The following is a 25,031-nucleotide window of genomic DNA, read 5'->3' on the forward strand; positions in this document are numbered from 1 at the left end:
TATGTAGAAAGGAAAGTAGACATTATGAAACGTAATATCCGGCCATTTCTTACCCTCTTTATCTCAGTATTGACCTTGTTAGGATGTCAGAAAGTTGTAAATGATAAAAACAGTTTACCGATTGTTAAGAATCCTGAAACACGAACAGAGGCACTTTTACACACGGTCGTTCAATTGAGTATCTATCATGAACACCAAGAAAAAGCGATGGATGAAGCCATTGATTATATCAAAGAGATGGAAAAACTATTGTCGACCAATCTAGAAGGTTCTGATATTAATAACATTAATCAAGCAGCCGGAAAAAAAGCAGTCAAGGTAGATCCCAGAACTTTTGAAATCATCGAAGCAGCACAGGCGATGTCCCGAGAAAGCAATGGAAAATTTGATATTTCCATTGGTGCTGTCACCAACCTTTGGCGTATTGGAGATGATGCCGCTAGAGTTCCCAGTGATGACGAAATCAAAAAGGCACTACCGTATATTAACTATAAGGATATCCAGCTAGATAAAGAGAAGAAAACAGTCTATATTAACAAAGGAATGACTCTGGAATTAGGAGCTATTTCAAAAGGCTATATTGCGGATGGCGTCAAAAAACGGTTTAAAAAACGCCACATCACAACAGCTATTATCAATCTAGGCGGCAACGTCTTAACCATGGGGGAATCGCCTAAGAATTCCAAAGGCTGGAATATCGGAGTTCAAAACCCTGATGAAGTTCGTGGAGAGACTGTGGGATCTGTTTACGTTAAAGACAGCTCCGTTGTGACATCAGGCGTCTATGAGCGTTATATTGAAAAAGACGGTCAAAAATACCATCATATCATGGATCCTAAAACAGGTTACCCAGTTGATAATGATATTTCCGGAGTAACGGTGTTTACCAAAACGTCGCTTCAAGGCGATGAATTATCCACCTCCTTATTTCTTCTTGGTATCAAAGACGGCCTTAAGCTAATCGATAGCATGGATGGTGTTGAGGCGGTCTTCATCGACAAGGAAAATGGCATCCATAGTAGTAACGGACTAAAAGATAAATTGACATTAAGAAATGAGGATTACCATCTTGTCACCGAAAAATAAGCCACTAACCTTATCTATCTTTTTTGAATTTGTCGAATTACGGACCAAAGTAGCCAGCGTTTTTCCAATGCTTTTGGGTATCCTATGGTCTATCTACCATTATCAGCAATTTGATCTGATTAATACCCTGTTATTTGTCTTAGCAGTGCTTAGCTTTGACATGTGTACCACGGCTATCAATAACACCATGGACTATAAAAAAGCTATCGATACGGCCTATCAACATGAAGATAATGTTATCGGTAAATACCACTTAGATGATAAACAGATGGTTCGTATCATTTTTTGGCTGCTGCTGTTCGCTTCACTTGTCTCTCTAATGCTTGTCTATCGAACGGATATCCTCCTACTTCCCATCGGTGGCCTGTGCTTTCTAATCGGAATTTTTTACACTTTCGGCCCCCTCCCCTTATCCCGCCTACCCTTGGGAGAGCTTTTTTCCGGCATCACTATGGGATTTGGTATTTTCTTCTTAGCTGTTTTTGTGCAACATCCTGACAGTTTGCTCAGTAGCCATTGGACAGGTGCCATGATGAGTATTGATTGGTTTTGGCTTGAGACTATTATGATATTCTGGCTGAGTTTCCCCCTTGTCTGTCTTATTGCTAATATCATGCTAGCAAATAACCTTTGTGATTTGGAACAAGATCTTAAAAATGAACGCCACACAGTCGTATACTATATTGGTAAAGAAAATGGCATAAGACTTTATAGCTTATTAAGCTTTATGCCATGGGCTGTCTGGTGTTCAGCCCTTTTCCTAGGACAAATGCCACTGGTTGGTGCAGCAGGATTAGCCATCATGCCTTTATACCTTAAACACCTTAAAGCTTTTCAAAGAGAACAAATCAAGCGTCAGACGTTTGTCTTGTCCATTAAAAACTTTGTTCTCTTTTCAATGATGTATCTTCTAACGATACTCATAGCGCTCATTTTCCATATTTAAATAAAAAAGACACTGACTTCAAAAAATCGGTGTCTTTTGATTCTATAAAGGAAGAATGAGATCGTCTTCTGTTTCTTCATGATCTGATGAGTCTCTGGTCGATTGAATTTCAATGATCAAATCATGAGGGAGACAGACAGACAATTGGCCTTCTCGATCAATCCAACCTGTTTTAACAGCAATTTGGTCGGGACTATTATCTTTTCTGACACGAATACGCTCTCCGTCAACTTCCACAATATTATACTGCCCTTTATTGGGGTGGTAGGTCTTTTCAAAATGTGGCCCATTTTCTTTAAGGGCATAATTATCTACAACTTTACCATGAATTTTAACCACAGCAACTAAGGCAGATGATGGAGGTGCTGTCCTTTTTTGATAGATTGTCCAGATAGTTGGCATAAAAGAAATGATAATAGCGAGTGTTATCAACAAATAATCAAATGGCTTAAAGTAAGCTAGAATTTGTCTTGCTTTTGTTTTTTTCGTTTCCACAATCATTATTCTAAAAGAAAATAATAGCTTTGTAAACTGTTTAAAAAATAAAATAGTGTCAGATGATTGGCTTTTGCCTAAGATTGTTTGACAACAACAGTTTAGTAAGAAATGATATACTAATGATAAGGTTATAGAAATATACAGGAGGTTAATCATGTCCTATAAAACTGTTATCAAATCACTGGATTCCATCAAAGATTGGCAAGAAGAGGCTTATCAATTCCTGCATCGAAACCCTGAATTATCAATGCAGGAAACTAAAACGGTAGCCTTTCTTAAAGAGGAACTTATCAAACTTGATTATGATGTTCAAGAAATTGGTGGAGGTCTTGTTGGCGTACTAGCAAATGGAGAAGGTCCAACCATTCTTTTTAGGGCTGATATGGACGCTTTACCAGTCCAAGAAGAGACACATTTAGACTATGCCTCAGAGATTGACGGCGTGATGCATGCTTGTGGTCATGATATGCACATGACTGCTAGTCTAGGTGCTGCCTGGGCGCTTGCCAACAATAAAGAGGCTTGGTCAGGAACATACGTGGCTCTTTTTCAACCAGGCGAAGAGATAGCAGCAGGAGCCAAAGCCATGTTAGAAGATGGTCTTCTTGAAAAAATACCGAAGCCTGATATTGCCTTGGCTCAGCACGTCTTAACAACCCCAGAAGCCGGCCACCTTGGAACTAAAGAAGGACCATTTTTATCAACGGCAGCATCTCTAAAAATAAGGATCAATGGCCGTGGGGCGCACGGATCCATGCCGAATCTTAGCATTGATCCTATTGTTATCGGTTCAGCCATTGTCTCAAAACTTCAAACTATTGTGGCGCGTGAGGTGGATCCTTTCCAATTCGCTGTTGTGACCGTGGGCTCTTTCCAATCAGGAAATCAGGCTAATATTATCCCTGAAACGGCAACATTACGTTTGAATATTCGAGCCTATGATGAAACTGTCAAAAAACAGCTGATTTCAGCTATTAAACGCATCGCTATCGCAGAATGTAAAGCAGGAAATTGTGACAAAGAACCAGATATTGATGTTTACGATAGTTTCCCGTTAACCGATAACGATGCAGAGATTACAAAACATGTTACTAAAGCTTTTAAAGATTACTTTAGTGACGACAAGGTGGTTGATTACAAACCAATGACAGCATCTGAAGATTTCTCCGCTATTCCTAGAGCTTTTGGTACTCCCTATTTATACTGGGGATTTGGTGGTTTCACTGCTGATCAAGATATCTACGCCAACCATAATCCGAAATTTGCGCCAGCAATTCAACCAACTTTGAAAACAGGGACAGAGGCTGCCTTAGTGGCTATCTTAAGTTATCTTGGAAATAAATAATATGGAAGAGAATCAATACAAAATGCTAGTTAAGGTGGCAACCTTAGCTGGTATCATTATGTTAGAATCTAATGCGGAGTCCTATCGTGTTGAAACAACGGTAGAACGTATTTTGTCTGTTAGTCAGCTACCAACAGTTGACGTTTTTGCCAATACCACGGGACTGTTTATCACACTGGATGGGCCTGATTTTCCAGAACCCATTACCTACATCAAGCGAATTTCGCAGCGCTCAACCCATTTGACCAAAATCCATGATGTCAACCAGATTTCAAGGGATATTACTAACGACCAATTATCTCTTGCGGAAGCCTATCAAAAACTTAAGAAGGTTAATCGTAAAACTTATTCTTCCAAAAGTACCTACTTTGCTACTGTGTTGTTGGTTGTAGCCTTCGCACTACTATTAGGAGGAAGTCTAGATACCTTTTTACTATCTGCCATTGCTTCTTTATTACTAATAGCAACTTATCCTGTCCGTGATTGGCTAAATCTCAATGACTTTATCTACGGTGTCTTTGCAACCATGGTAGTAGCCATCTTGATGTCTTTGATAACCCAGTTTGTTGGAGCATCTGAGCGTACCTTAGATATTACTATCATCTCTGTTCTGATGCCACTTTTCCCAGGGACAGCCTTTACCAACGGTTTTCGTGATTCCTTTAAAGGCGATTATGGAGCAGGAGTAGCTAAAATTGTAGAAGCCTTGACCATAGCAATTAGTTTAGGTGTCGGGGTTGCTGTTGGTCTCTTTATTGCGAAAGGAATCTTGTCATGATCTTGAATTTTCTTCTTCAAATTCTAGGAGCCTATGTTGCTACCGTAACAGCAGGAGTCTTGTTAGAAGCCCCTAAACATTTGATTTATCATACAGGATTTATTGGGGCATCTGGCTATGCTGTCTATCTTTTCCTTTTAGATAAAACAGACAAGGCAGTAGCAACGCTTCTAGGCGGTATGGTTATTGCTCTCTTATCGCAGATTTCAGCAAGAAGATTAGCTTCCCCAGTAACTGTTTTTTACATTCCTAGTTTCTTTCCCTTAGTGCCCGGTGTTGGTGTCTATCGAATTGCCTATTATTACATCCAAGATAATCCGCAATTAGCTGGTGAGAACTTAATGGAATCTATTCTTGTTTCCGGCGCCATTGCCTTATCGATTTTTATTGTGGATTCTTTTTTAGAAGTCTACAACCATCTCAAATATCCAAAACCTTAACTGTAACTCACGGAGGAACCCTATTGTTATGAAACTTATGAAATCAATTCCAGGTGGAACCCTTTTGATTCCCATGCTGATTTCGGCCATTATCCATACCTTCTCACCAACCTTTTTCAATATTGGCGGATTAACCCAAGCCATGTTTTCAGGTGATGCCATCAATTTTATTCTGGGAGCTGCTGTCTTTATATCAGGGTGTACCCTGAAATTGCAAACCTTAACCCAAGTCTTTAAACGCTATGGTGTCCTATTAGCTGCTCGTTTCATCATCAGCACTGTAGCCAGTCTTATTTTCATTAAACTCTTTGGACTTGATGGTATCTGGGGTCTTAGTGCCATCGCTTTTATCTGTACACTAACCTCAATGAACCCGACCCTCTTTCTAGCCTTAATGAAGGATTATGGCGACGAGAGTGATCAAGCTGCTTTTGGTTTGGTCGCTGTCATGGCCTTGCCCATTATCCCAATGTTCATTTATGGATTGACTAGCCCAACAAGACTTGATTTTATGCCAATCCTTTCAACCTTGATTCCACTGGTACTTGGTATCATAATCGGTAACCTTGACCATGAGTTGAGCCAACACATGGCGCCTGCCATGGGCTTCATCATCATTATGTTAGGCTGGGGAGTAGGAGCAAATATCAACTTATTTGAAGCTGTGAAAGCAGGATTGCCAGGAATTCTTATGGCCATCTTATATTATCTCATCGGCGCTTTACCACTTATTTTAATTGAAAAATATATTCTAAAAAGAAGTGGGGCATCAGCAACAGCCCTCTCAACTGTTGCTGGCTTATCAGCATCTGTTCCATTATTGATGATAGCAAGCAATCCAGAATTGAGAGCCTATGCTTCACAATCGGCAGCTATCACCTCTTTGGTTGTAATCTGCACAGCTATCATTGCACCAATTTTGTGTCAACAATTAGCTGGCAAACCAAACAAAGAAAATTAACCATAACTCCTCAGAAACTTCTGAGGAGTTTACTTGTTTTTATCGCCTAACAAACTACAAATTAGCCCAAAAAGCGATAATAATCACAAACAACAGCCCACAAATCATTGTTATCATCGATAGCCATATAAGTCTTTGGAGAGAGATTCAAAATAAGCTCTGAATCGATGGCCTTAACAAATTTGAAATGTCTAGGACTCAAGTAGATTATCGGTTTATTAGGGACCAGAAACTTTAATCACAAAGATAGACAAGTCAAAGTGATATAAAAAAGCCAAACTATATCAAGAAAGGTTGATACAACTGTAAAATCTCTAATTTTTGAAAGTTAAAATATAAAGTAAACGTGCATCGATTTGCTTCCTTAGACTAACGAATCTGAGCAGTTTCTGCGACATATTGTTCGTAGTAAACTTTCTTTCCGTTGATTTGTTTAACTTGCCTGACAGTTCCACGCTTGAGTTCACGGTAGATGGTAGAGCGACTCCGGCTCAAACGTTTCGCAATTTCAGCTGGTTTCAATCCTTCTGAAAGATAGGCTTCCATTTTCCCACGTTCTGTTTCAGAAAGATGGTGATAGGTTTGTTTTGTGGTAGAATGATTAGTGGACATGTTCATATTTCCTTTATACTTTGTTTGGCGACTTTAGTATATCAGAGGAACATGTCTTTTCTGTTGCACTTCATTTTACAACGCGAGGATAAATAATATTTCAAAAAACAAATAAAATGAACATTACATTTTGTATTCTGTTATGTATTTTATGTTAGAATATTATAGTTGAAGAACTTCTTATGAGTTAAATATCAATATTGAAATAAATTTTGATACGTGTTCACATTTATAAAACCTCATTTACCATAAAATAAAGTTAGAAAGAGAACATCTTAATGGAAAAATTGAGCGTGGTCATTCCATGTTTTAATGAAGAACAGACCATAAAACCATTTATCAAAGCAATGATGAAGATTGAACAGGTAATGTCAAGGGAACTAATATTTGAGTATCTTTTTGTCAACGATGGTAGTAGCGATAAAACATTAGACGTCTTAAAGTCAGAAGCTAATTCAAAAGATAATATTAATTATTTATCGTTCTCTCGTAATTTTGGAAAAGAGAGCGCCCTATTAGCTGGTTTAGAAAAAGCAACTGGTGATTATATAACGGTTATGGATGTCGATCTCCAAGATCCACCAGAACTGCTTCCTAAAATGTACAACAAAATCAAAGAAGGTTACGATATTGTTGGTACATATAGAAAAGATAGAGTAGGAGAGCCGCCTATTAGGTCATTCTTTAGTAAAATGTTCTATAAACTCATTAATAGCGTCTCAGATACTAAGATGGTTGAGGGTGCTAGAGATTATCGGTTAATGACGAGGCAAGTAGTGGATAGTGTGTTGGAGTTAAAGGAAGTCAATCGCTTTTCAAAAGGTTTATTTTCTTGGGTTGGCTATGATACAACTTATATCAGCTTTGACAATCGTGAGCGTGTTGCTGGTGAAACTTCATGGAGCTTTTGGTCTTTACTAAAATACTCACTTGAAGGATTTATTAATTTTTCTGAAGCACTTTTAAATATAGCGACTGCAAGTGGCATTATATCTTTTATATCATCTATTGTTGGGATTGTATTTATCATCATTCGTAAGCTAACGATTGGTGGTAGTGTTAATGGTTGGGCCAGTATGGTTGTGATGATGTTATTCATTGGAGGTATTCAACTACTTTGTTTAGGAATATTAGGGAAATACATTTCAAAAATCTTTCTTGAAACGAAGAAAAGGCCAAGCTATTTCATCAAGGAGACAAATTTAGATGATTAAAAAAATCGCTACAAATCCTGTACTAAGGTTAATTACTTTTTGTATATTGTCTCTGATTCCATTGCTTCCTTTTATTTCAAAAGGTGTTTTTCACATGGATTGGGATGCTTGGTTTCATTTCTCTAGAATTTATGAAATCGCTCAGAATATACAACATGGTAAGTTAATTCCTGATGTTTCCTATTTTTCGTTTAATAATCATGGTTACGCTGTTAATTTTTTCTATCCTTATTTCGTTAACTATCCTATAGCTTTATTATGGATGATTACAGGAAAGCCCGTAACAGCAGTTTTTATTTTTAATATACTATTTCATCTATTGGGACTTGAGATAGCCTACAAAACATTTTATAAGCTAAGAAAAGATGATATTACTTCGTTTATATTTTCCATCATTTATATTTTTGGAATGAGTTCCTTCAATGTTCGATTGTTAAACATGGGGACTTACAATCAGCAAATTGCCTTCTTATTTTTACCTGTAGCAATTATAAGCATTTACGAAATGATTGCTGGAGACTATAAAAAGTGGGGTAAATCTGTTGTTACGAGTGTCTCTATAATAACGCTTACTCATCTCTTAACAACCTATCTTTTGGTGATTTATACATTACTATTATTACTATTCACTAGTTTATTTAAATATAAAACTTTTAATTTAAAAAGAACGTTTAATTGGCTTATTAGCACTATTATTATAAGTTTACTGACATTATTGTTTATCGTACCTCTAATTGAACAGAAAAAAGCAAATGATTGGTTAGATGTTCCTGCTATGAATTTAGGTTCAAATGGTATTATTAGCAATAGTGCTAGTAAAGTAACTCTTTTTAGTCGTTTAACAGCAGCACTTAATTTTGAAGACATAATCATTTTTGTTTTTATAGTCGTCTTGATTTTTGCGGTTTATAATCGATTGATTGATTCTCAAAGCAAGATCTTACTGTGGGGAATTGCTGGTGTTGCTATTTTACAATCGAATTTGATTCCATATTATTATATTGAAAAATTTAGTTTCATTGATATGATTCAATTCCTGAATCGTTTTGATATTTTTTTCTATACTTTTATTGCCTTATTCATAGCTATAATTTTTCAAAACACATCTATTCACCACACGATTGACCATAAAAAACTAGTCATGTTAACATTGTGTCTATATTTGCTATTTTGTAGTCAAAACTTTAACAAAGAAAAAAATATTTTAAGTGGTGACATTTCTGAGTTTGATAAGATAAGCTATTTTGGAACAAATGATAATGTTCTGAAAGGTCTATCTAATAGTAATTTTGGTTATTTTGACGCTGATGCGGGGAAAGGCTATTATCGTATTAATGGTTTCATGGACTATCGTACAAAGCAACAAATTAAACGCATACCTAGTCCTAACGAAAAACATAAGTTCAATATTGATAGTAGCAGTTATAAAATAAAAAATAAAGACTCATATGCACCTATTATAAATTTTGGAGCTGACTATCTTGTATCTACTAACGATCTCATCGAGAACGCTGTTTATTTTGATGGTAGTAGGAGTTTTAAAAAATTCAATCAAAAGAATCTTAAATTTATTGTCAAAGATATTCCTAGAGATACTAAAATAGTTCGTACTCCAATTACATATTTAAAAGGTTTTAAAGTAGAAGATACCAAAGGGAATAACTTAGTTAGTTATAAAGATCAAGATGGCTGGTTAGCTATTAAAAAACCAAATGACTCTAAAGTAATTATCACTTACGAAAAAACGCTATTGCATAAAATGTCAATTATTATTTCAGGTGCAACATGGTTAGTATTGCTAATTGCAAATTTAAAATTGAAGAGAAAATCAATATATAAAAGAACTCAAAGGGACTAGAGATTAGTGGCTCATTGTCAACTGTAGTGGGTTGACTTATAGCTAACACCGAGAGAGGACCTGTTTGGTCTTCTCTTTTGTTGTGTTCAAAGCAAGATAAATCCTTTTTTTGAAGTTTTCATCTTCCTAAAGCCAAAAGCATTTCGCTTAATGACTTTAATAAGGTTGTTGGTGGCCTCTAGTTTGGCATTGGAATAAGGTAGTTTCAGGGCATTAATAATCTTCTCTTTGTCTTTTAGAAAGGTTGACAAGACGGTCTTATAGATAAGATGGACCTGTTTGATGGTATCAGAAATGAGATCAAAGAAGTATTTCTCTTGCTTTTCTTGGAAATGAAAGAGCAGGCATTGGAAGAGGTCATAGTGGTAGCGTCGTTCATCAGAGTAGCTCAAAAGACGTTGCACAATCTCTTGATTGGTCAAGTGCATGCGAAAAGTCGTAGGTACTGAACATATCCATGGTGATGACTTTGACACGACTGCGCACCTTGTGAGAATACCGCAAAAAATGATTTCTTGAGTGGTTTAGTCGCTTTTCATTATAAATCATATGGGACTTTTTTGCTATATTCAAAAAGACTCCATAATCTCCGAGGGGAATTTACCCACTACAGAAATTATAGAGCCAGATTAGTTTACTCTAAACCCTTTGAGTTCTTTATTTTCAAGACATGTTGAAAGACATTTATATTGTAATAAACGTCTACCTATACCTAATGAATCGGTTACACTAAACTAGACAGAATTTATAAAGTGTTCTATAGTAATCAAAAACAGGAGAAATGTATGTCTAGAAGAGTACGTCGTCAATTCACTTTAAATTTAGTTCTAAAATAAGCGATAGACAAGAAAATGATAATGCTGTCCATAGTTAGTGTTGTCTCTACAAACATCTTTCCGAAAAACTGTAATTTTCTTGAAAAATGTCTAGGAATGTGTTATACTCCTATTTATAGAAATAAAGGAAATAATGCTGTCTATGAAACGTGAATTGTTACTAGAAAAAATTGAAGAACTTAAAAATATCATGCCTTGGTTTGTCTTGGAATATTATCAATCAAAATTAGCGGTGCCTTATAGTTTTACGACTCTATACGAATATCTCAAAGAATACCGTCGGTTTTTCGAGTGGTTAATAGAATCCGGGATTTCGGATGCTGATCAATTGGCTAATATTGAGTTATCTGTTTTAGAGCATTTAACCAAAAAAGATATGGAGTCCTTTGTTCTGTATTTGCGCGAACGTCCCTCTCTTAATACTTATTCAACAAAACAAGGCGTCTCACAGACTACTATAAACCGCACTTTGTCAGCCTTATCCAGCCTTTTTAAATACTTGACTGAGGAAGTTGAAAACGATCACGGAGAACCTTATTTTTATCGAAATGTGATGAAAAAGGTTGCCACAAAGAAGAAAAAAGAAACTTTGGCCTCCAGGGCAGAGAATATTAAACAAAAACTTTTTCTTGGCGATGAAACCATGGCATTTTTAGAATATGTAGATTGTGAATATGAAAACAAACTTTCTAATCGTGCCAAATCATCTTTCCGAAAAAATAAGGAACGAGATTTAGCCATTATAGCACTACTTCTAGCTTCTGGCGTCCGTCTATCAGAAGCTGTTAATCTTGATTTAAAGGATTTGAACCTCAATATGATGGTTATCGAAGTGACCCGAAAAGGCGGTAAACGTGATTCAGTCAATGTCGCTGGATTTGCTAAGCCGTACCTTGATGCTTATCTTAACGTTCGTAAACACCGCTATAAAGCTGAAAAACAAGATACTGCCCTATTTCTGACGGAATATCGGGGCATTCCTAACCGAATCGATGCTTCAAGCATTGAAAAAATGGTCGCCAAATATTCCCAAGACTTTAAAATAAGGGTGACACCTCATAAACTGCGTCATACCCTCGCTACACGATTATACGAGACTACTAAATCACAAGTTTTGGTCAGTCATCAGCTGGGCCATGCCTCGACCCAAGTCACCGATCTTTATACACATATCGTTAATGATGAGCAAAAAAATGCTTTAGACAAATTATAGTGACACAAAATAAAAAACAAACTGACATCTATTTTTTAACAGGCTGTTAGTTTGTTTTTTCAATGAATAATTTTACGTAATTTTATTTATGTAAATTTACTTCAACTGTCACCATTATGAAATACACATTGATATCAAGTTAGCTGCAAACACCACAGAAAGTCAATTTTTTTGACAACTGCTTCTTCTCTTTTCAATACTCAAATAGCCGTTTCAGCAATATTTGTCACCATTGATCATAGCATTTTTAAGAAAGATCAACATCTATTCCTCAAAAATGCTATACCAAACAAGGTCAATGACCTAAAACATTAGCGATAGTCTTATGATTGACTAATGTTTTAAGGACCAATAGATTAGCTAGTAACTGCTGATGCTTCATATTCTTTAACCTTTCATGGCTATAATCTTTCTTTTAAGAACAATGAAATGAAGCGACATTCGCCAAACATGATAGCATTCCTACATACAATATTCACTAAACGGTCGTAATGCAACTCAAAAAAGTAGGAAGTCCTAAAGACCATGATAGAAGCTGATTCTAAGATGCTTAATAGTTTACATAATTATATTTACGTAAACTATTTATTTTTTGTTAGCAACACCGTGGTGCCTTGATCAATTTGACTACTTATCTCGATATCAAAACTTAATTTATCTAAAATCTGCTTGGTCATGTACAGACCTAGCCCAGTAGCTTTTTCATGCTCATGACCATTAAAACCTGTAAACCCCTGTTCGAATAAACGTGGAACATCTTCTGGGAGTATTCCTATACCAAAATCTTGTATTTCAATACTTTGTTCCTTTATAATGATTCTTATTTCAGATTCGGATGTGCTATACTTTATGGCATTATCGATCACTTGAGATAAACAAAAGCCTAACCACTTGATATCAGTGATAACTTCTGAATCACCCATCAGACTAATCTGTATTTTTTTAGCAATACATTGGCTGCTAAATGTCTTAATAACGGAGCTAACACAGGCTTTTAATGATACCTTGGTAAAACGATAATCATCATTTTCTCGCTTATATTTAAGATATGACAAGAGATTATTGAGGTCATTTTCTAAACGAAAAACTTGCTCTTGAAGTTCTTGCTTGTTCATTTGATTGGTTTGAAACATTAAAGACATTGCTGATATAGGGATTTTCATTTGATGTGACCACATCTTAATCAAACCTTCTAAATCATCTTGCTCTCTTTTAATGTCCAGGACTTGCTGCGCTTCTGCGGCTACCATACGATTGACAAGAGCAGTATAAGCTTCATCCAATGGCAATTGAGCTTTTGGTAAATCCTCAACAGCTTTTAAGGTTTCTAAAGTCAATACTTTGCGCTTGAATGACTGATAGCTTATAATTATCCAAGACACTAGAAACACTAAATTAATAGCTAAACTAAGAAGAAAATAAGTCTGGGGTAGATGGTAAAGGTAAAACATGAGGTGGTAGGTAAGAGTTGTCTGAAAATACAGGGCATACCAAGGCCAATACTCTCTAAAATAGCTTAGTATCATTTAAGAAAATACCCCACACCTCTAGCCGTATGAATATGATCAAAACCAATACTCTTTAGCTTTTTACGAAGACGAGTCATATTGACATTTAAGGTATTGTGATCAATAAAACTGTCATCTTGCCAGAGTCTTTCTAGAAAATCTTCCTTAGCGATCACTTGCTGATCATGGGTCATTAGGATTCGTAAAATTTTAGCTTCTGTGGGAGACAGGTCGATACTTTCATGTTGTTCTGACACAACTGTGCCATCTGCCAATAACTCATAGCCAGCGAAGGAGAGCTCTTCTTGGTTGAATTGTTTGCTTCTTCGTAAAAAAGCTGAGATTTTTGCCTCTAAGATGTTTAATGAGAATGGTTTTGAGATAAAATCATCACCTCCCATATTAAGCGCCATGACAGCATCCATATCATCATTACTAGAAGAAATAAAAATAATAGGTACCGTCATGCTTTTACGGATTTCGCTAGTCCAATAAAAACCATTAAAAAATGGCAAAGTGATATCCATCAGAATGACATCCGGCTGTATGCTCTCAACTTCCTGCTTGATATCTCGAAAATTGGTAACTGCATAGACTTGATAATAATTTGAAAAATGCTGTTTGAGAAGAGTGACAATGGTCATGTCATCCTCAATAATATAAAGTTTATCTTGCTTGTCCATAGGATTATTTTAGCAAAAAAGCGGCGAAAAATCGCCACTTTGCCTACCTTTCAATTAAGTGATAATAAGTTCGTCCTGTCAATCGATAAATGAGATAGTAAATGATGATAATTGCCAGAATAACTCCTCCGGAAATTTGATAAATAAGGAGATCATTGACAACACCAAAGAGTAAGAGCATTTGCTTGAGCATGATCATGGCTACAAGAAAATGACAGATTGCCATGATTAAAGGCATAAAGAAGACCATAAGTGTTTGAGAACCAATGATTTTTTTGACCTGTGTCTTGGACATCCCCACTTCTTGTAAGATATGGTAAGATTTTTGATCTTCGACACCTTCTGAATAGCGTTTATAGTAGATAATCAAAGCTGCTGCTAAAAGAAAAGCTGTTCCTAGCAATAGACCGGTGAAGAGAAAACCGCCGGTAAGGGCATAGACTTCATTTTTAAAATGACCTTCTCGTGTTAACTCAACAACTGCTTTTTCCCCCTTGTCATTAGTCCAGATACCTTTTTTATTAGTTAACCTTTGATAGTCTTTTGCTGTTAAATCCGCAAATATCTTATAAGTTTCATGGAAGCCCAAACCATCGGTGTTTTCAAACTGCTTTTTGATAGCTGACAGCTCACTTCGACCACTAACAACCAAGACGCCAGGATTATAGGTATTAACAACATCAGGCACCTTAACAGACTTAAAGTTTTTAATATTGTCATAACGTTTACCAAACATTGTGAGTTTTTCCAATTGGCTATCGCCTTTTTGTTTGAAAAAAGCAGTCTGATTGGCTTTTAATTTGGGTAAGTCGTTACCAAGTTTTCTAAACTCATTCTGTTCGATGAGGTAAACAAATCCTAACTGACTTAATTTTGGTTGATCCAAAGTCTTTTGATTAATGGTTATTTCCTTATCACGCGACATTGGAATAGAAATCAGGGCCGTCTGATAAGCCACAAGAGTTTTATCGTTTTTATGTAATTCTGGAATAATGGTTTTCTTAGCAAATTCTTCAAAACTCATTTTTCCTTCAACTTGATGAATCTGTAACTCAGTATTTTTTGGAAAGAGTTGATTAACCATCGTTTCGGTATTTCCAAAGATCGATGACGTCGTCGCAATCGTAACGAAACTCATGACCGCTAAAATGGTGATATTAGCTAGTCCTACAGCATTCTGCTTCATCCGAAATAGCATTTGAGAAACTGTGATGAAATGCTCCGTTTGATAGTAATATGCCTTATTTTGACGTCTTCGTTTCAAGTACCAGGTCGTAAAGGCTACATAGAATAAATAAGTTCCTAGAATAACCAAAACGACTGCAATCAAAAAACGATAAAGCAAGGCTAAGGCTGCAATCTTAGTCGATGTAAAAGATAAAGCGTAACCAATTCCCAGTAAAACCACAGAGAGGATAGCCATAACAACATTTCCTTTAGGTTCTTGTTCTGCTTTGGCTGATGTTCTAAATAAATCTAGCGGTGATGATTTACGGATAGCAAGTAAGTTAATTATCAATAATAGTATAAAAATACCAGAAAAGATAGCACTAGCTAAGAGGAATGATATTGGAGTAAAGGTCAATAGCAATTTATCATAATGAATGAGATTGACAAAAATAAGATAAAGTAGGTTTGAAAAGATTGCTGAAAGACTGCTTCCGAGAAAAATTAGCCCTAAAAATATGATTAGTATTTCAATACTTGATATCAAGGATACTTTTTTCTTACTCATCCCCAGTACATTATAAAGTCCAAACTCTTTACTACGTTGTTTTAAAACAAAACGATAACTATAAATAACCAAAATAGTTGATAGTAACGTTAAGACACCCACTCCAAATCCTAAAATCATTTTCCCATACGACATGTCATCAGAAATTGGGCTAAAAAGTATCAACAAGGTTGAACATAGAGTAACATAGAGAACTGTACTGGTAAGCAGAAAGGGGCCATAGATGTTTTTGGTTTTTAGCAAATTATTCCAAGCCATTTTAAGATAAAACATGCTCATCACCTCCTAAAAGGGCAGTCATAGCTAATGAAATATCCTTACTAAAGGTTTGAGGATTCTTATTTCCCCTGTAAAGTTGGTGGAAAATCCGACCATCTTTAATGAAAAGAACTCTCTTAGCATGACTAGCAGCCATAGCCGAATGGGTTACCATTAAAATTGTTTGACCAAATGCATTGATTTCTTCAAAGAGTGATAATAGGTCTTCTGAATTTCGAAAATCAAGCGCAGCAGTCGGTTCATCAGCCAAGAGAAGATCAGGTTGATTAATCAAACTTCTAGCTACTGCTACTCTTTGCTTTTGCCCACCAGAAATTTCCATAGGTCGTTTGTCTAACAGGTCTTTAATGTGTAGCTGTTCCGCTAGGGGAAGAAGGGCTTTTTCCATTTTCGAATAGGGTTTTCGGTCTAGAACTAGCGGCAAAAAGATATTATCTTTAACTGTTAAGGTATCTAAAAGATTAAATTCTTGAAAGACAAAACCTAAGTGCTTGAGTCGGAAATCAGCTAATTGATTTTCTTTGATTTTGGTAATATCTTGCCCTTTCAAGTGGACAGAGCCAGAACTTGGTTTTTCCAAAGTGGCTAAGATATTCAAAAGTGTCGTTTTCCCTGAGCCAGATTCTCCCATAATAGCGATAAATTCGCCCTCATTGACCTTGAAGTCAATATCTTGTAGAGCGCGCGTTTCTGTTTTGGCAAAACGTGTGCGAAAAACTTTTTTTAGATGATTAATTTCTAGTAGCATTTGTTATACTCCTTTTTCTATTATAGCTTAATTCATTTTCGATTTTAGCCAATTTTTTGATTCTCTAATTGGATTTTCAGACCAGGTATCTGGTTGTAGCGGATCATTTTCATAACGTTTTCCTTGCCGGTCCATTAAGATTGACGTTGTTAGGTTAACTTGTGTACCGTCATAAAGCCAAAAAACCATATTTCCTGTCGTATAACCTGCTGAATGTTGTCCGAAATAATGGACATTTTCCAATCCTTTAAAAGAGAGTCCGACGACCTCACCAGAAGAAGCCGTTCGGTTGTTCATAATGATAGCAACAGGGACCTTCTTTTTATGAATTGGATCCGTTAGCGCAATGGTTTCTTGATTATCAATTCTATTATTAGTCAAATCAAAGGCCGTTCGTTGATTATATTTATTAATTAACGAAAATAATCTACCATTTGGTAAGATGGAGGATAAACCGATAAGCATCGGTGCCATATTTCCTCCTGTATTATCTGATAAATCTAGAATGACGCCTTGATATTCTTTCTGTGATAAGAAATGGTTCAAGGCATCAGCGTATTTTTTCGATTGCTTTTTATCAACCGAAGTAAACGGCGGTAGTTTAATATAGATAATGCCATTATCAAGCCGTTTAATGTTAGGCGTAGACTGTTTTACTGCACGACTAGAAGTCTCTTTTTGAATAAATTGAGAATGTTTACCTCCTGCTAACTTTAAAACAGGAGTCAGTACATCTCTTGCTTGTCCATAAGAACTGACTTTCTTTAGTTTTTTTTGAGCTTTAATCTTATTTTCTTCCCAAGTTTCACCACTTGCATAAAGACCAAGGTCATCCATTTTTTTCAGAGCTATTTTGCCATACCTTTCAGGACTGGGTGGTATAAGATAAAGGTTAAAGTTAGGTCCATAAATATAAATAATAATACATAGTCCGATTAATAATGGAATGATGGACACTGCTCCTATCATTATCTTTTTCATAGGTTTTCCTCTCTTTCTGATATCAAGTTTACCACTTCTACTTAGTATACTCACTTACATTTTTAACTTACTACCTTACAATTTTGTAAGGCTGGAGGGATAGGTTTTCACCAGTTTTTGGTATAATAAAGTATATTAAAATTAGACCTCTAGGAGCATGAATATGTCAAAAAGAAAACTAAAAATACCCAGAAAATTAGGTTCAGTTGGTCGTTTATTTTCCATTATTCCTGACACAACTGCGATCATCAACAAAACCATTGAAAATGGACGTCCAATTATTGAAAAGCATATGGACCAACGTCACCAACGTCAAATGGCTTTAGTTAAGATTGATAACGTGGTTCATTTAACTCTCGATGAAGCAAGCCAACACTTGAAAAATCAAGGATTTGTAGTTTCTAGTATTCCAGCTAGACCTGCTAAAAAATATGCAAAGGCGCGTGAATACGAAGTTGTACAAATGTCTCCAAAATCTGGCAAGCAACCCAAAGGTTACCTGGTTAAACTCTACTACGTTGATTTAGATATTATCAATGCTAGTCAGGAACTAATCGATGAGGAAACACGACGAACTGTTGAGCGAAATCAAGCAATCTCTGATACATTTGAAAACGTCAAAAATGTGATACCTTTTAATCGTAAAAAAGATTAGCATATAAGAAAAAGGTGATGAATCCACTTGGTTCATCACCTTTTTTGTTTATGTGACTTTAAACCCCGGTTCAAACCACCCGTTAGACGGGTGGTCATGACTTTACCACACTGGTTCATCAAGACCTTCTGAACTTTCTTTGATAATTTTCTTCACTTCATCAGTCTGATACGCGTCTAAAACCGCTTGAATAGCATCAGCGTTTTGAGCTTTTTTCCAGTCTTTCTTAGCTGCAATTAGATTATACCATTGTTTAGCATTATCCCCCTTAGGTTCAATGAAAATAGCTTTACTAGGGTCAATACCAGCTTCTACAACAAAGTCATTGTTGATTACGGCTGCATCTGCGGACTGTAATTGACGCGCTGTTTGCGCTGCATCAACCTCTACAATGTCTAAATTCTTGTCATTTTTAGTCACATCGTCCAGCGTCGCAAAAGTGTCTCCTGAAACACCTAATGTAATTAAGCCAGCTGATTGTAAGAGGTAAAGAGCGCGGCTTTCGTTGACAGTGTCGTTAGGTATAACGATTGTCCCTTTATTGGGGATATCTTTAACATCAGTGTATTTATTCTTACCTCCTTCTGTTCCAGAATAAAGGCGAAAAGCGGTGATATAGGTTTCAGCAATACCTACAAGGTCTGTCTTATGCTTCTTATTCCACTCATTTAAGAAATTATAATGTTGGAAGGCATTAATGTCAATTTCACCATTTTCAAGCGCTTTATTAGGTTGGGAGTAATCCGTAAATTCAGTGTATTTGACCGTTACATGCTTATCTTTAAGTAATTCTTCAACCTTATTCCAACGAGCTTCTTCAGAATCACTTTTTGCCATTGTTCCTACTTTTACTACAACATTATCATCAGCAGCTTTTGAACCACAACCTGTCAGAAGGACGACTGAAGCTAGTGCTATTGTTCCAATGCTTAACCATTTTTTCAATGTCATCATCTCATCTCCTCTAAATTTAAGATATATCTAGTCTAACATGAGAAATGATTTCTGAAAAATTCTTAATATTTAAGCAAATATATAGTTAATAACTATATCAATGACCTTTTTATCTATTTAAAACCATTAGCTCTCTATGGTTTTTTCAAAGAATCTTAAACAGATAAGAATGCTTCAATATCTGTTAACGCACGTTCAGCAATGGCTTCATAGCGTGCTTTCTTATCGCGGATACGTGGACCATCTAATTCTTTAATGATACCAAAGTTAACATTCATCGGTTGGAAATGTTTACTTTCTGTATGCGTAATGTAGTATGGTAAGCTGCCGATAGCTGTTGTGCGTGGAAAAATCACTTCTGCTTCTTCCTTAAAGCGTTTCACTGCATTGATACCAGCTACTAAGCCAGCAGCGGCTGATTCCACATAACCCTCAACACCTGTCATCTGACCAGCGAAGAAAAGGTCTGGATTATGACGAGATTGGAAAGTTTGATTAAGCAAATTTGGAGAATCCATATAGGAATTGCGATGCATAACCCCGTAACGCACAAAGGTAGCATTTTCAAGACCTGGAATCATTTGGAAAACACGCTTTTGCTCGCCCCATTTAAGGTGTGTTTGGAAACCAACTATATTATAAAGGCTACCTGCAGCATTATCTTGACGCAGCTGAACCACAGCATAAGGCGTCTTAAAGTCCCCATCTCGTGGTCCCTCGTAGTCATCAGGGTATTCCAAACCAACGGGCTTCATCGGTCCATAAAGCATCGTTTTGATGCCACGTTTAGCCATAACTTCAATGGGCATACAAGCTTCAAAATATTTTTCTTTTTCAAAAGCATTAAGTGGTGCCTCTTCTGCCGTTGTCAAAGCTTCGTGGAAGGCTAAAAATTCTTCCTTGGTCATGGGACAATTCAGATAAGCAGCTTCACCTTTGTCATAACGTGATTTGAGGTAAACCTTACTCATATCAATAGTTGATTTATCAACGATGGGTGCCGCAGCATCATAGAAGTAAAAACCATCACCGCCATTGAGTTTATGAATTTTCTCAGCTAGCATATCTGAAGTCAAAGGCCCCGTTGCGATAACAGTAATGGCATCATCAGGAATATCAGTGATTTCTCCTCGAATGACTTCGATAAGAGGATGCGCTTCTAATTCAGTAGTGACTGCTTGGGAGAAACCATCACGGTCAACCGCCATAGCTCCTCCAGCCGGTACACGGCTAGCTTCGCCCTTACGCATGATGATAGAATCCAAGCGACGCATTTCTTCCTTGAGAAGCCCTACTGCGTTGGTCAAAGAATCCCCACGAAAGGAATTAGAGCACACTAATTCCGCAAAACCGTCTGTTTTATGTTGAGGCGTTGGCTTAACACCACGCATTTCATAGAGTTTTACGGGAACGCCACGTTTGGCAATTTGATAGGCTGCTTCTGAACCAGCCAAACCAGCTCCGATAACATTGATGTAATTTGCTTTAGATTGAGACAAGAACTAATACCTCTTTGAGAACAATCAAAACATCATTCTCACAAATCTTTCTATATATGATGAAACATTATTATATCATAAGTTTTCTATTGTCTAAACTCTTTTGGTAAATACAACTGGCAGGGTTATAAAAACCATTCTACAAATTTCCCTAGAAACTTTTTTAGGCTAGTAAAAGGGAGCCAATAACGATTGTTAAGCCTAACATTTCTCTGACTGATGCTTTCATAAGAGTTTATCATTGATCCATAAGTGATGAATAGGCTAAGATCGAAACTACTTAAAGGCTAGACTAAAATGTTTTACGTAATATTAATTATGTAAAACATTCGATGTAGCTACTACCTATCCGCATTCCGTAACAACTTTTTCAGTTGTATTCTATTCCTTTCTGATAAGTTTTTTTGACAACTTGATTGTTGCAAGATGCTAGTAGTATAGCAAGCAACTTCTATTCCTTTACTCACAATAGATTCATAATCATCCATTTCAATCACGGTAATTCTATCTTTTTTTAATAGTTATATATCATCAGCAAGTGAGAACACGAAAAACATTGACTGAAATCCCTACTTGAGATGGAACAAAAACTTTATTTTGACCATTTTTATTTATGTTTGAAAACAAATACCCTCTTAGAAACACTGTCATATCAATATTTCTAAGAGGGATATTATTTAAAAATGTAAAGGTCAACTCCTCGATATTTTCATGTTCGTGAGCATTTGCCTACTTTCTCAGATATTGATTGAAAGTTAATGGTTTTATTTATTATTTAACCACTGCTTCTTTGTAGTCACAGTCATCACTGCTACAGATCACCTGTTTGCCTCCGCCACGAACTTTTTTCTCAACTAAGAAATCACCCGATTTAGGGCAAGCACGTCCTACCGGCATATCCCAAGAGGTAAACTCACATTCTGGATAACGATCACATCCATAGAAAATACGGTTGCGTTTCGTTTTACGCTCAATAACTTGACCTTTTTCACAAACAGGACAAGTCACACCAATCTCTTTTGTAATAGCTTTGGTATTACGACATTCTGGGAAATTGCTACAAGCGTAGAATTTACCATAACGCCCTAACTTAATCACCATTGGTGAGCCACAGACGTCACAGTCAAATCCAGCAGGCTCATCTTTAATTTGGATTTTTTCCATTTCGTCTTCGGCCTTAGCTAATTCTTTCTCAAAAGGTTTGTAGAATTGGTCAATGACTTTTTGCCATTGTTCTTTACCGATTTCAACTTCATCCAGACGACCTTCCATTTCTGCTGTAAAAGCAACGTCAACAATATCTGGGAAAAATTCTACAATCAAAGAATTGACAATTTCACCTAACTCAGTTGGTTCAAAACGCTTGGCGGCTAATTTGACATAATATCGTTTTTGAATAGTTTCAAGTGTTGGCGCATAGGTTGACGGACGACCAACGCCATTTTCTTCTAGTGTTTTGATTAAGGTCGCTTCTGAATAACGCGCTGGTGGTTGTGTGAAATGTTGTTCGGGTGTCGTAAGAACTTTCTTAACAGTATCTCCTACTTCCATTTCTGGCAACATTTTGTTCTTGTCAGAGTCATTATAGACAGCCATATAACCATCAAATTTCACTTGGCTACCATTAGCTGTGAACATCACACCATTTTGAGATAAATTAACTTTCACAGTGTCAAATACAGCTGCTGTCATCTGCGAAGCTACAAAACGATTCCAAATCAAAGTATAAAGTTTAAGCTGATCCTTATCAAGGTACTTGGCAATAGCGTCAGGTGTGTGATGAACAGACGATGGACGAATAGCTTCGTGAGCATCTTGAGCACCAGCGGCATTCTTCACTTTAGCACCGTGCTTAGCATATTGACTACCAAAACGTTCCGTAATAAAACCAGCCGCTTCATTTTGGGCTACAGGACTAATACGTGTGGAATCAGTACGCATGTAGGTGATTAACCCTTGGTGTCCTGCTTTACCTAAGCTAATTCCCTCATAAAGCTGTTGGGCAACCATCATAGTCTTACGAGTACGGAAGTTGATTTTGTTAGCCGCATCTTGTTGCATCGATGAGGTTGTATAAGGAAGAGGAGCATTACGACGACGGTTCTTTTTCTCAACCTTATCAACATTAAAATCATCACCATTGATACGAGTTAAAACAGCCTGAACATCATCTTGGGTTGATAATTTTAGCTTTTTACCATCTAATCCATAAAAAGAAGCCTGGAATTTTTTGGTTCCCTTTTTAAAAGCACCATCAATAGTCCAATATTCTTCTGGTTTAAAGGCTTTAATTTCATTTTCACGATCAATGATGAGCTTCAGTGCGACAGACTGAACACGCCCTGCTGACAACCCTTTTTTAACTTTTTTCCATAAAATAGGACTAATAGAATACCCCACAATCCGGTCGAGAACACGACGAGCTTGTTGGGAATCAACCAAGTCCATATCGATTTCTCTTGGCTCCACAAAAGCATTTTTAACAGCATCTTTGGTAATTTCATTAAAGACAACACGATTTTTAGCTTTTGGATCCAAATTAAGAATATGAGCCAAGTGCCAAGAAATAGCTTCTCCTTCTCGGTCCGGGTCACTTGCCAAAAAGACTTCTTTAGCGTTTTTAGCTTCTTTTTTTAGTGAATTAATCAGAGGTCCTTTACCGCGGATGTTGATATATTCGGGTTCATAATTATTATCAAAATCAATGGACATACTGGACTTTTTAAGATCACGAATATGACCAACAGATGCCACAACCTTGTAATTGCGACCCAGATATTTCTCAATAGTCTTCGCCTTAGCAGGCGATTCCACAATGACTAAATTTTTCTTTGGATTTGATTTCTTTTTACTAGTTTTTTTAGTACTAGTTTTCTTTTTTGTTTTTGTTGCCGTAGCAGTTGCCATAAACACACTTCCTATACAAGAATTATCAAGGGTTACATTTTCTGACCCTTTGAAACTTATAACATGATAACCCTCTTTTATCTATGTGTCAATAAAAAACTTTTCCTATAGGAGAACAGCCTCTAAAGTTGATAGTCATTAATGATGTCAAATCCTGATATAATGCACTTGGCACCCTCTTGTATCAAGTGTAAGCAACCAGATGATTTCCCATCTAAAATATTACCAGGAAGGGCAAAAACATCTCTTCCTTCTTCTAATGCACGCTCACAAGTAATCAAACTCCCCGATCGCAATTTGGCCTCGGCCACAACAATGCCTTGGCACAGTCCTGCAATAATACGATTTCTCTCTGGAAAGTGATACTTAAGCGGCTGCTCACCTGGTCCATACTCTGAAAGAACTAAATGATTTTGCATCATGAAATCCTGTAAGCGTTGATTTTCTTTAGGATAATAGACATCTAGCCCCGTTCCTATCACTCCGATGCTAGCGCCACCCATTTTCAAAGCAGATAGATGAGCTGCTGTATCAATGCCACGCGCTAGCCCACTAACAATCACAAAACGATTTTCTAATTCCGTAATAATTTTATGAACAGATTTTGTTCCAATGTCACTGCATTTTCGAGCACCTACCACCGCTAATTTAGCTTTTTCCAGTAGTTCAATATTTCCTTTATAGAATAGAAGAACTGGAGGATTATAGATTTCCTTGAGTTCTAATGGGTATTCATCATCTAGTATAGAAATACTAGGAAATGTTAAAAATTCTTGTCGTAGTGTTTTACTATCTAATGCCTTGTAATGCTCTATAAAGACAACAGGATTCTGACATTTAGAAACCACTGCTCGATCTCTCAGAGACAAGGATTTTTGGTATTTGGCTTCATAGTCTAAGATATTTAAAATGTGCTGGTTCTTTAAGCCAGCTTTTTTTAGTTTGTACAATTCGAAATTATTCATGTTAAGCCTCCACTTACTAATTCGAAAAAAAACATGAAAAAGTCTTAGCCAAACCAAATTTTTCTTACGTTAAATAATCCTATCAGGATTTTATTTGAACACTTTTTTCAGAAAAGGACTTACTCGCAGAGCTACTTGCTCCAGGATCAACATAGTTTACTCAAAAACTCACCAAGTTAAATCATAACACAGCCAGATAGACGAATGGTATCAGGACAGTGGAGTTCCATACCTATCCCTACACATTTATTAGCGTCAAGTGGATACAGCAACATCAAGAGTTAACAATTCGGAGCAATCATCCTATGCCGCTCGATCACTATCATCTCT

Annotated in this window: 20 protein-coding genes and 2 pseudogenes; 10 read left to right on the forward strand and 12 right to left on the reverse strand. The window is 36.6% G+C overall.

Annotated elements, in window-relative coordinates; translation table 11 throughout:
• Window positions 1-24 precede the first annotated feature (24 nt).
• On the forward strand, window positions 25-1,086 hold the full coding sequence (locus A2G56_RS02575; RefSeq protein WP_062708607.1) for an FAD:protein FMN transferase: 1,062 nt from the start codon (window positions 25-27) through the stop codon (window positions 1,084-1,086).
• Window positions 1,070-2,032 carry a 1,4-dihydroxy-2-naphthoate polyprenyltransferase gene (locus tag A2G56_RS02580; protein ID WP_099091452.1) on the forward strand — a complete coding sequence of 321 codons (963 nt, stop codon included), beginning with the start codon at window positions 1,070-1,072 and terminating at the stop codon, window positions 2,030-2,032. Before A2G56_RS02575 ends, A2G56_RS02580 begins: the two co-directional genes overlap by 17 nt.
• A 42-nt stretch (window positions 2,033-2,074) precedes the next feature.
• Here the strand turns inward: A2G56_RS02580 and A2G56_RS02585 are convergent, their stop codons facing one another.
• Window positions 2,075-2,527, reverse strand: coding sequence for a NusG domain II-containing protein (locus A2G56_RS02585; protein ID WP_237334432.1), 453 nt, complete (start codon window positions 2,525-2,527; stop codon window positions 2,075-2,077).
• A 157-nt stretch (window positions 2,528-2,684) separates the two neighbouring features.
• Here A2G56_RS02585 and A2G56_RS02590 point away from each other — a divergent pair, with 157 nt between their 5' ends.
• From A2G56_RS02590 to A2G56_RS02605, 4 genes are read left to right on the forward strand one after another with little or no spacing between them, the layout of a single operon-like run.
• A complete protein-coding gene (locus tag A2G56_RS02590) occupies window positions 2,685-3,875 on the forward strand; it encodes an amidohydrolase (protein ID WP_062708616.1) in 1,191 nt (396 codons plus the stop codon).
• A gap of 1 nt (window position 3,876) precedes the next feature.
• A complete protein-coding gene (locus A2G56_RS02595) occupies window positions 3,877-4,653 on the forward strand; it encodes a threonine/serine exporter family protein (protein WP_062708619.1) in 777 nt (258 codons plus the stop codon).
• A 2-nt stretch (window positions 4,654-4,655) separates the two neighbouring features.
• Window positions 4,656-5,093, forward strand: coding sequence for a threonine/serine exporter family protein (locus A2G56_RS02600; protein WP_099091493.1), 438 nt, complete (start codon window positions 4,656-4,658; stop codon window positions 5,091-5,093).
• A gap of 28 nt (window positions 5,094-5,121) precedes the next feature.
• Entirely contained in the window at window positions 5,122-6,054 is a 933-nt protein-coding gene (locus A2G56_RS02605; protein ID WP_062708625.1) for a 2-keto-3-deoxygluconate permease, read from the forward strand.
• Window positions 6,055-6,426: 372 nt separating this feature from the next.
• Here the strand turns inward: A2G56_RS02605 and A2G56_RS02610 are convergent.
• Window positions 6,427-6,672, reverse strand: a pseudogene (locus tag A2G56_RS02610) (helix-turn-helix domain-containing protein); the annotation flags it as partial.
• Between the two features lie 272 nt (window positions 6,673-6,944).
• Here A2G56_RS02610 and A2G56_RS02615 point away from each other — a divergent pair.
• Together A2G56_RS02615 and A2G56_RS02620 are read left to right on the forward strand one after the other, a co-directional pair.
• Window positions 6,945-7,880, forward strand: coding sequence for a glycosyltransferase family 2 protein (locus A2G56_RS02615; RefSeq protein ID WP_062708632.1), 936 nt, complete (start codon window positions 6,945-6,947; stop codon window positions 7,878-7,880).
• Window positions 7,873-9,738, forward strand: coding sequence for a hypothetical protein (locus A2G56_RS02620; protein WP_062708635.1), 1,866 nt, complete (start codon window positions 7,873-7,875; stop codon window positions 9,736-9,738). Before A2G56_RS02615 ends, A2G56_RS02620 begins: the two co-directional genes overlap by 8 nt.
• A 42-nt stretch (window positions 9,739-9,780) precedes the next feature.
• Here the strand turns inward: A2G56_RS02620 and A2G56_RS02625 are convergent.
• Window positions 9,781-10,175: pseudogene (locus tag A2G56_RS02625) on the reverse strand (transposase); the annotation flags it as partial.
• Window positions 10,176-10,716: 541 nt separating this feature from the next.
• On the opposite strand from A2G56_RS02625, the gene xerS reads away from it, so the two are divergent.
• Window positions 10,717-11,787 (forward strand): tyrosine recombinase XerS, encoded by a 1,071-nt coding sequence (xerS, locus tag A2G56_RS02630; protein WP_062708642.1) that lies wholly within the window; start codon window positions 10,717-10,719, stop codon window positions 11,785-11,787.
• Between the two features lie 581 nt (window positions 11,788-12,368).
• Here xerS and A2G56_RS02635 read toward each other — a convergent pair.
• The 5 genes from A2G56_RS02635 to A2G56_RS02655 all read right to left on the reverse strand — a co-directional run bounded on the left by A2G56_RS02635 (window position 12,369) and on the right by A2G56_RS02655 (window position 17,721).
• Entirely contained in the window at window positions 12,369-13,124 is a 756-nt protein-coding gene (locus A2G56_RS02635; protein WP_237334433.1) for a sensor histidine kinase, read from the reverse strand.
• Window positions 13,125-13,309: 185 nt separating this feature from the next.
• The gene (locus A2G56_RS02640) at window positions 13,310-13,978 is read right to left on the reverse strand and encodes a response regulator transcription factor (RefSeq protein WP_062708649.1); all 669 of its coding nucleotides are present in this window, start codon (window positions 13,976-13,978) and stop codon (window positions 13,310-13,312) included.
• A gap of 43 nt (window positions 13,979-14,021) precedes the next feature.
• A complete protein-coding gene (locus tag A2G56_RS02645) occupies window positions 14,022-15,986 on the reverse strand; it encodes an FtsX-like permease family protein (RefSeq protein ID WP_062708652.1) in 1,965 nt (654 codons plus the stop codon).
• On the reverse strand, window positions 15,973-16,740 hold the full coding sequence (locus A2G56_RS02650; RefSeq protein WP_062708654.1) for an ABC transporter ATP-binding protein: 768 nt from the start codon (window positions 16,738-16,740) through the stop codon (window positions 15,973-15,975). Before A2G56_RS02650 ends, A2G56_RS02645 begins: the two co-directional genes overlap by 14 nt.
• A gap of 27 nt (window positions 16,741-16,767) precedes the next feature.
• On the reverse strand, window positions 16,768-17,721 hold the full coding sequence (locus A2G56_RS02655) for a S41 family peptidase (protein WP_062708657.1): 954 nt from the start codon (window positions 17,719-17,721) through the stop codon (window positions 16,768-16,770).
• Window positions 17,722-17,884: 163 nt separating this feature from the next.
• On the opposite strand from A2G56_RS02655, the gene A2G56_RS02660 reads away from it, so the two are divergent.
• The gene (locus A2G56_RS02660; protein ID WP_062708659.1) at window positions 17,885-18,376 is read left to right on the forward strand and encodes a PASTA domain-containing protein; all 492 of its coding nucleotides are present in this window, start codon (window positions 17,885-17,887) and stop codon (window positions 18,374-18,376) included.
• 102 nt (window positions 18,377-18,478) lie between these two features.
• On the opposite strand, the gene A2G56_RS02665 is transcribed toward A2G56_RS02660, so the two are convergent.
• The 4 genes from A2G56_RS02665 to dprA form a co-directional block, all read right to left on the reverse strand.
• Entirely contained in the window at window positions 18,479-19,330 is an 852-nt protein-coding gene (locus tag A2G56_RS02665) for a MetQ/NlpA family ABC transporter substrate-binding protein (RefSeq protein ID WP_099091453.1), read from the reverse strand.
• 155 nt (window positions 19,331-19,485) lie between these two features.
• A complete protein-coding gene (gene trmFO / locus A2G56_RS02670; protein WP_062708662.1) occupies window positions 19,486-20,829 on the reverse strand; it encodes a methylenetetrahydrofolate--tRNA-(uracil(54)-C(5))-methyltransferase (FADH(2)-oxidizing) TrmFO in 1,344 nt (447 codons plus the stop codon).
• A 771-nt stretch (window positions 20,830-21,600) separates the two neighbouring features.
• Window positions 21,601-23,736, reverse strand: coding sequence for a type I DNA topoisomerase (topA, locus tag A2G56_RS02675; RefSeq protein ID WP_062708665.1), 2,136 nt, complete (start codon window positions 23,734-23,736; stop codon window positions 21,601-21,603).
• 122 nt (window positions 23,737-23,858) lie between these two features.
• Complete coding sequence (gene dprA, locus A2G56_RS02680) at window positions 23,859-24,701, reverse strand: DNA-processing protein DprA (protein WP_062708668.1); 843 nt, start codon at window positions 24,699-24,701, stop codon at window positions 23,859-23,861.
• Window positions 24,702-25,031: the final 330 nt, after the last annotated feature.

The sequence above is a fragment of the Streptococcus halotolerans genome, from assembly GCF_001598035.1.
GTDB lineage: Bacteria > Bacillota > Bacilli > Lactobacillales > Streptococcaceae > Streptococcus > Streptococcus halotolerans.

Excerpts from the sequence above, each read along its gene's own strand:
- A2G56_RS02575 (WP_062708607.1), top strand. The coding sequence starts at position 25 with ATGAAACGTAATATCCGGCCATTTCTTACCCTCTTTATCTCAGTATTG.
- A2G56_RS02590 (WP_062708616.1), top strand. The coding sequence starts at position 2,685 with ATGTCCTATAAAACTGTTATCAAATCACTGGATTCCATCAAAGATTGG.
- A2G56_RS02595 (WP_062708619.1), top strand. The coding sequence starts at position 3,877 with ATGGAAGAGAATCAATACAAAATGCTAGTTAAGGTGGCAACCTTAGCT.
- A2G56_RS02605 (WP_062708625.1), top strand. The coding sequence starts at position 5,122 with ATGAAACTTATGAAATCAATTCCAGGTGGAACCCTTTTGATTCCCATG.
- A2G56_RS02615 (WP_062708632.1), top strand. The coding sequence starts at position 6,945 with ATGGAAAAATTGAGCGTGGTCATTCCATGTTTTAATGAAGAACAGACC.
- A2G56_RS02620 (WP_062708635.1), top strand. The coding sequence starts at position 7,873 with ATGATTAAAAAAATCGCTACAAATCCTGTACTAAGGTTAATTACTTTT.
- xerS (WP_062708642.1), top strand. The coding sequence starts at position 10,717 with ATGAAACGTGAATTGTTACTAGAAAAAATTGAAGAACTTAAAAATATC.
- A2G56_RS02640 (WP_062708649.1), bottom strand. The coding sequence starts at position 13,978 with ATGGACAAGCAAGATAAACTTTATATTATTGAGGATGACATGACCATT.
- A2G56_RS02645 (WP_062708652.1), bottom strand. The coding sequence starts at position 15,986 with ATGTTTTATCTTAAAATGGCTTGGAATAATTTGCTAAAAACCAAAAAC.
- A2G56_RS02650 (WP_062708654.1), bottom strand. The coding sequence starts at position 16,740 with ATGCTACTAGAAATTAATCATCTAAAAAAAGTTTTTCGCACACGTTTT.
- A2G56_RS02655 (WP_062708657.1), bottom strand. The coding sequence starts at position 17,721 with ATGAAAAAGATAATGATAGGAGCAGTGTCCATCATTCCATTATTAATC.
- A2G56_RS02660 (WP_062708659.1), top strand. The coding sequence starts at position 17,885 with ATGTCAAAAAGAAAACTAAAAATACCCAGAAAATTAGGTTCAGTTGGT.
- A2G56_RS02665 (WP_099091453.1), bottom strand. The coding sequence starts at position 19,330 with ATGATGACATTGAAAAAATGGTTAAGCATTGGAACAATAGCACTAGCT.
- topA (WP_062708665.1), bottom strand. The coding sequence starts at position 23,736 with ATGGCAACTGCTACGGCAACAAAAACAAAAAAGAAAACTAGTACTAAA.
- dprA (WP_062708668.1), bottom strand. The coding sequence starts at position 24,701 with ATGAATAATTTCGAATTGTACAAACTAAAAAAAGCTGGCTTAAAGAAC.